Source organism: Paraprevotella sp. (assembly GCF_986071375.1).
Genome location: NZ_CFQRNQ010000038.1, coordinates 1 through 6886 on the forward strand (window position 1 = coordinate 1; position 6886 = coordinate 6886).

Below are 6886 nucleotides of genomic sequence, written 5' to 3' on the forward strand. Positions count from 1 at the left end.
AGCCCTCGTGACCGCAGGGGTGCAGAAAGTGCATACGCATTATGGGAACCGGTACAGAGTGGTGGAACGATAAAAAAATGGAAGATGCCCCACAAGCGACATCTTCCATATTCATTTTTGCGACTGGCAAACCGGTTTATTTCAATGCCGACAAGGCTGCGTCATAATCCGGCTCTTCCGTTATTTCTGGAACCAACTGGGCATATACCACCTTTCCGTTTTCGTCCACAACGATTACGGCCCGCGCCGCCAATCCGGCCAAGGGGCCGTCCACCATCATCAGCCCGTAATTCCCGGCAAAGTCCTTGCTGCGGAACAAAGATACGGGCTTCACGTTCTCAATGCCTTCGGTCGTACAAAAGCGTCCTTGTGCAAAAGGCAAATCCATGGACACGGCCAACACCTGCACATTCTCCAAATGAGCCACTTTCACATTGAACTTGCGCACAGACGTGGCGCATACGGAAGTGTCCAGACTTGGAAAAATATTCAATACCACGCGCTTGCCTTTAAGGCTGCCCAAAGACAATTCGCTCAAATCACCGGCCACAGCCGTAAAGTCGGGAGCCGCCTCTCCTTTTTGGGGCATCACTCCGTTGGTATGTACTGCTGTTCCTTTAAATGTCACGGTTTCAAACTGTTTCATAGTTCTCTTTTATTGTTTAGTATCCCGACGTGCAACAGGCACCTATCGGATAGCCCTAAGGCTATGTTACAAATATACACAAAAGATTTCCATTAAAACATTTCAGTCAGTTAATTATCCCTTTTTCAGGAATCTTTAACTGACTGAAACTATTTCATACTGATTACTGCATCTTCCATTCCTCTCCGCATCGGACCATCGGCAAAGCGATTTCTTCACGCGTGCTGTCTCTGAACAGCACTTCCAGAAAAACGCTGGCGACATCTCCAGAAACCGTATCTCCTAATGCCCGGACGGAAGCCAACCCGCCCCTACGTTCCTTCTCACGGACGGCATACTGGGCCACAAGATCGACCATCTGGCTGCGATAGGAGTCCGTCATGCTGTCGCTATAAGCGATAGAGCGGACATAATCTTCATATTTTCCCTCTATCAAATAATTGTAATAGGTCTCGGCCGCCCGGCTTACCTCGCTTTTATCGCTTTTACCACACGAAACCCATAGGGAAAGTCCTAAAAAGGCCATCCATAGGGGAATGATTTTCCTCATTACTTCTGCCGCATAAAGATATTAATAGGAGTACCGCTGAAGTCCCAACGTTCGCGTATCTTGTTTTCCAGGAAACGACGGTAGGGTTCTTTCACATATTGCGGCAAATTGGCATAGAACACAAAAGAGGGAATTTGCGTATCCGGCAATTGCATGCAATACTTGATCTTGATGTATTTGCCTTTGATGGAAGGGGGCGGATAAGCCTCTATCAGCGGTAGCATCTCTTCATTCAACTTTGACGTAGGAACGCGTTTCTTCCGGTTCTGGTAAACCTCCTTGGCTGTCTCAAGCACCTTGAAAATGCGTTGTTTCGTCAAAGCGGAAGCAAATATAATCGGAAAATCATCGAACGGTGCCATGCGGTTGCGGATGGCATATTCATATTCGTTCATGACTACCGTGTTTTTTTCTTCTACCAAATCCCATTTATTGACCACCACAACCAAACTTTTGTTGTTCCGTTGTATCAATTGGAATATGTTCAAGTCCTGGGCTTCTATGCCACGCTCCGCATCCAGCATCAGAATGCAGACATCGGAATTCTCAATGGCCCGGATGGAACGCATGACGGAATAATATTCCAAATCTTCCGTCACCTTGTTCTTACGGCGGATACCAGCCGTATCGACCAAATAGAAATCAAACCCGAACTTAGTGTAACGGGTATAAATGGAATCCCGGGTAGTCCCGGCGATATCGGTCACGATGTTACGTTCCTCTCCGATGAACGCATTAATCAAACTGGACTTTCCGACATTCGGACGACCCACAACGGCAAAACGGGGGATATTCTCATCCGTTTCGTCATCAATAGTTTTAGGGAATTTTGAGACAATCTGGTCCAACAATTCCCCCGTACCGCTTCCGGTTGCCGCCGAAATACAATAGGGGTCGCCCAACCCCAAAGCGTAAAACTCTGCGGAACTGTATATCCATTCGTTCGTATCGGCCTTGTTGGCCACAAGGATAACCGGCTTCTTGGTACGCCGCAAGATATTGGCCACGGCTTCGTCCAGATCCGTCACACCGTTCCGGACATCCACCAAAAACAGCACCACATCGGCTTCTTCCGTCGCCAACGTCACTTGCTTGCGGATTTCTTCCTCAAATATATCATCCGAGTTCACCACCCAACCGCCGGTGTCTATCACGGAGAACTCACATCCCGTCCACTCCGACTTCCCATACTGGCGGTCGCGCGTCGTACCGGCTTCATCACTGACAATCGCATGACGTGTCTGGGTCAAACGATTAAAAAGAGTGGACTTACCCACATTCGGGCGTCCGACTATTGCCACTATATTTCCCATAATTTATCGAATTTCGGCTTCACAGCCTGATTATTAATCTAAATTATATCCAAAACTTTTCAAAGCCCGTTCCGAACTTCTCCAATCCTTATCCACCTTCACAAAAGTCTCCAGATAAATGCTCTTACCGAAGAATTTCTCCAAAGACTTCCGGGCTTCTGTGGAAACTTTCTTTAATGCCACTCCCCGATGGCCTATGATGATACCCTTCTGCGACTCGCGTTCCACGTAAATAACGGCATTGATATGAATGGATTTCGCCGCTTCTTTGAACCGTTCCACTACGACTTCCACAGAATACGGAATCTCTTTATCGTAATATAACAGAATCTTTTCACGGATAATTTCAGTCACGAAAAAACGGGCCGGTTTATCGGTCCACTGGTCCTTGCCGAAATATGGAGGGGAATCCGGCAAAAGATCCTTGATGCGATTCAACACCGTATCTATGTTAAACTTGCACAAAGCTGAAATAGGTATGATTTCGGCCTTGGGCAGGACGGCATGCCAAGCTTCCACCTTAGAAGTCAGTTCCTGCTGGTTACTCACATCGATTTTATTGATAAGCACCAACACGGGAACATCCATCTTGGACACTTTCTCCAAGAAGTCTCCATTCTTATCGGGTGTCTCCACCATATCCGTCACGTACAACAGCACATCGGCGTCTTGCAAAGCTGATTCCGAGAAGTTCAACATAGACTCTTGCAACTTGTAATTGGGCTTCAAGACACCGGGGGTGTCGGAAAAACAAATCTGCATGTCTTCCGTATTCAAAATCCCCATGATACGATGGCGCGTAGTCTGTGCCTTAAAAGTTGCAATAGAAATACGCTCTCCAACCAGAAGATTCATCAATGTGGACTTGCCGACATTCGGATTACCTACGATATTTACAAAACCTGCTTTATGCGCCATAATTGTTCCGTTTTTTCTTTGAATAAAAAGAACGCATCTATAAACGGATGCGTTCTTTTTTATGATGTTTCTTTTTTTGAAGGTTTCCCTTTTATCACTTATTTACCAACTCCGTCATAGCCCCATTTCATATAAGCGGCTCCCCATGTGAATCCGGCACCGAAAGCGGTAAAAATCAGATTGTCTCCCTTCTTCAACTGCTGTTCGTAATCCCACAAAGCCAAAGGCAAAGTAGCTGCACTTGTATTACCGTAACGTTGGATGTTAAGCATTACTTTTTCCATCGGCAACTCCAAACGGTGTGCTACAGCCTCGATAATGCGTACATTAGCCTGATGGGGAATGACCCAAGCAATATTGTCCTTGGTCAATCCGTTACGTTCGGCCACCAAGGCCGAAGCGTCGCTCATGTTAGTGACGGCAAACTTAAACACCGTACGTCCTTCCTGATGGAGATAATGCAAGCGGTGGTCTATGGTAAAATACGAAGGAGGGCAAGCGGAACCGCCCGCTTTCATGCACAAGAACGGCAACCCCTTGCCATCCGTACGCAAATAGGAGTCCTTCCAACCCAAGTCTTCCGTAGTAGGTTCAACCAATACGGCAGCAGCTCCATCTCCAAAAATCGGACAAGTCGCACGGTCTGTATAATCGACCATTGAAGACATTTTGTCTGCACCGATAACAATAATCTTCTTATAACGGCCGCTCTGAATCAAAGCGGAAGCCGTATCCATGGCGAAAAGGAATCCGCTGCAAGCTGCCTGCAAGTCGTATGCAAAAGCATTCGCCAACCCCAACTTGCCAATGACAATAGAAGCCACAGAGGGGAAATGATAATCCGGAGTAGAAGTGGAAACAATCACGCAATCAATGTCTTCAGGATTTACTCCCGTTTTCTGCAATAACTGTTTCGCCGCCTTACGGGCCATATAGCTCGTACCCAAACCTTCTTCATTCAAGATACGCCTTTCCTTCACGCCGATACGAGTCATAATCCACTCATCGTTTGTATCAACCATCCGCGACAACTCGTCGTTGTTCAAGACATATTCCGGAACGTAACCGCCGATACCGGTGATTACCGCATTTATTTTTTCCATTCTTAATTCTGCTTTCTAAAAAAAGTAGCCGGAGAACACGGATGCTCTCTGGCTATATCTTCCTCACTGACGATTAAACAGCTGCTTCTTTCACGATAGCCACCTTACCTCTGTAATAGCCACAAGTGGGGCACACAGTGTGATAAATGTGGAATGCACCGCAATTCGGGCAAACTGCCAATGTAGGCGCTACGGCCTTATCATGAGTTCTTCTCTTACGGGTTCTCGTTTTTGACTGTCTTCTTTTAGGATGTGCCATTTTCTTAAGTATTTAATTATTATCCAATATTTTTTTCAATTTATCCCAACGCGAATCTACCGGTTTGCCACTTTCTTCATCCGCGCCTTTCTCGTCCTCGGAACCATCTGGGTTCTCAGACGAAGTCACCAAATGTGCCGCCAATGCCTCCATCATTTCCACATTGCAATGTCCAGGTTCATGCACGTGTGTGAGCGGAACTTCTAGCACAATAAATTCGTAAATAATCCATGCGACATTCAATATGGCATCTTCGTATGGTAGTATCATCATATCCCCTTCGTCCGCATACTCATCCCCTAACTTTACGGTAAGCATACGTTCCGTCTCTATCTCCACGTCCATATCGTCAAGACACCGGTCGCACGGCACATGTACCGTTCCTTTAATATGAAAGGTAAAAACATAAACTCCCCCGCTTTCTCTTATCTTCAGGTCTGCGTCTGCCTTACCCCTCTTCACTAAAGTCCCTTCCACAGCTTCAAAGAATGCATCATTCAATGCAAACTGATATTCAGCGACATCAGTCCGCATGTTCTTCAAATCAATCTTATAACTGTCAAGTACATCCATTTGGGTTGCAAATTTACAAAAAATAAGCGATGGCACACAATAGAAAGCACAAAAAACGCTCTTTTTAATACTTTTTCAACTCCACTCTAAAGGTTGTCCCCACACCGACTTCCGAACGTTTCACAAAAATACGTCCTTTGTGATATTCTTCCACTATACGTTTGGCTAAGGATAAACCCAACCCCCAACCTCTTTTCTTGGTCGTAAAACCGGGACTAAAGACCGTCTGGAAATGATTTTTCGAAATACCTTTCCCAGTATCTGTAACTTCAACAACCACTTTCCCCGCATCTTCAAAAGCTGTTACCGTGATACATCCTTGTCCTCCCATCGCATCTATCGCATTCTTACAAAGATTCTCTATCACCCACTCGAAAAGCGGAGCACACATATAAGCCTTCAACGGATATTCCGGCAACAGGCAACGGATAGACACTTTATTGGATGTACGGCGAGAAATATAATCTATCACGTGTTCAAGCACTGTGCCCAACAATTCCTCACGGGGTTCCGGTAAAGAACCTATTTTAGAAAAACGTTCGGCTATCATTTCCAATCGTTTCACATCTTTGTCCATCTCCGGGATAAGCTCATCATGGGGATAAGTCTCTTTTAAAATCTCTACCCATGCCATTAACGAAGATATCGGGGTCCCTAACTGATGGGCTGTCTCTTTGGACAAACCCACCCAAACTTTATTCTGCTCTGCCTTTTTGGAACTCAACAAAGCAAAAATAGCCACTATGACAAAAATAAGAACTACCCCCAACTGTATATAAGGATAGGAAGACAACCGTTTCAACATAATGGAATCATCATAACAGATTTCCATAAAATCACCATCAACGCCTTGAGAAGCCCCTTCATTCAGATAAATACGAATCACCCGGCCTCCCTGCCGCATGTCTTCTGCCATTTGCTTTACTTCTCTCGTACTGTCGGCAGCATTACTTGCTTTTAATGACAAATTCCGATAGCTGTGTATTTCTCCTGATTTATACTGCACAATAACCGGAATGGTATTATTTCCATTCAAAACCTTCAAAACCAAGGTGACATCGGTGTTTTCATCCGCATTGTTCAGTGTTCGCATGGCTTCCGCCCATACTTCCATGTTTTGGTGTTCACCCAAAGCCAAATCACGTACTAAATAGTTGGATATAATGAGAGAACCCACGGCTATCACGATGGCCGTGGCTACTAACAAAAACTTAACCTGCCTTATCCGGTCATACCACTGCATAACATTTAACTTTCTATACTCCTTTCCCAAAACGTGCAATCCTCCTTTTTATTGCATCATTGTTACATCCAAATTCAATGTAACACCGTCTTTACGCCTTGAGATGAAATGGAAGCAAGTGAGGTCATTTTACAAATTCTCTCTACACAGTGGCTCCCCCCCCTTTATGCCTATACAGCATATTAGCGCCGGAGGATGTGAAAGGGGAACCTCGCAACGGCCATAAAAAAACCCGTTCCCCCGCCCGGCATGGGCCGTGCGCGGGGGAACGGAATGGAAAA

8 protein-coding genes are annotated in these 6886 nt (G+C 45.6%); all 8 read right to left on the minus strand.

Annotated elements, in window-relative coordinates; all coding sequences use genetic code 11:
• Positions 1-136 precede the first annotated feature (136 nt).
• The 8 genes from tpx to AC5RDV_RS13280 all read right to left on the minus strand — a co-directional run bounded on the left by tpx (position 137) and on the right by AC5RDV_RS13280 (position 6605).
• Positions 137-646, minus strand: a complete 510-nt coding sequence (gene tpx / locus AC5RDV_RS13245) for a thiol peroxidase (protein ID WP_008628854.1) — start codon at positions 644-646, stop codon at positions 137-139.
• 163 nt (positions 647-809) lie between these two features.
• Entirely contained in the window at positions 810-1196 is a 387-nt protein-coding gene (locus AC5RDV_RS13250) for a nuclear transport factor 2 family protein (RefSeq protein WP_008628855.1), read from the minus strand.
• Entirely contained in the window at positions 1196-2509 is a 1314-nt protein-coding gene (der, locus tag AC5RDV_RS13255) for a ribosome biogenesis GTPase Der (protein WP_282748403.1), read from the minus strand. Before der ends, AC5RDV_RS13250 begins: the two co-directional genes overlap by 1 nt.
• Before the next feature lie 33 nt (positions 2510-2542).
• The gene (era, locus tag AC5RDV_RS13260) at positions 2543-3427 is read right to left on the minus strand and encodes a GTPase Era (RefSeq protein ID WP_008628857.1); all 885 of its coding nucleotides are present in this window, start codon (positions 3425-3427) and stop codon (positions 2543-2545) included.
• A gap of 98 nt (positions 3428-3525) precedes the next feature.
• A complete protein-coding gene (locus AC5RDV_RS13265) occupies positions 3526-4530 on the minus strand; it encodes a beta-ketoacyl-ACP synthase III (protein ID WP_282748402.1) in 1005 nt (334 codons plus the stop codon).
• Between the two features lie 73 nt (positions 4531-4603).
• Positions 4604-4789 carry a 50S ribosomal protein L32 gene (rpmF, locus tag AC5RDV_RS13270; protein WP_008622359.1) on the minus strand — a complete coding sequence of 62 codons (186 nt, stop codon included), beginning with the start codon at positions 4787-4789 and terminating at the stop codon, positions 4604-4606.
• A 12-nt stretch (positions 4790-4801) separates the two neighbouring features.
• The gene (locus AC5RDV_RS13275; RefSeq protein ID WP_282748401.1) at positions 4802-5362 is read right to left on the minus strand and encodes a YceD family protein; all 561 of its coding nucleotides are present in this window, start codon (positions 5360-5362) and stop codon (positions 4802-4804) included.
• Positions 5363-5426: 64 nt separating this feature from the next.
• Positions 5427-6605: a sensor histidine kinase gene (locus AC5RDV_RS13280; RefSeq protein WP_008628865.1), complete on the minus strand. Its 1179-nt coding sequence runs from the start codon at positions 6603-6605 to the stop codon at positions 5427-5429.
• Positions 6606-6886: the final 281 nt, after the last annotated feature.